This window comes from Bradyrhizobium sp. Kon58, assembly GCF_055807455.1.
In genome coordinates this window covers 1-236 of sequence record NZ_JBVVOT010000655.1, presented here as the reverse complement: position 1 = coordinate 236, position 236 = coordinate 1, and the positions used below count along the sequence as shown (strand labels likewise).

General features: G+C 65.3%; 1 protein-coding gene. It reads left to right on the top strand.

The window, feature by feature from the left end:
* On the top strand, window positions 1-236 hold a 236-nt coding region (locus AC0L20_RS41840), incomplete at both ends, for a helicase-related protein (protein WP_473295969.1).

The following is a 236-nucleotide window of genomic DNA, read 5'->3' as shown; positions in this document are numbered from 1 at the left end:
CCTGGCCGACCACGGCGTGCGTGTGCGTTACCTGCACTCGGACATCGACACCGTGGAGCGCGTGGAAATCATTCGTGATCTGCGCCTGGGCACCTTCGATGTGCTGGTGGGCATCAACCTGCTGCGCGAAGGTCTGGACATGCCGGAGGTGTCGCTGGTGGCGATCCTGGATGCGGACAAGGAGGGCTTCCTGCGCTCCGAACGCTCGCTGATCCAGACCATCGGCCGTGCGGCGC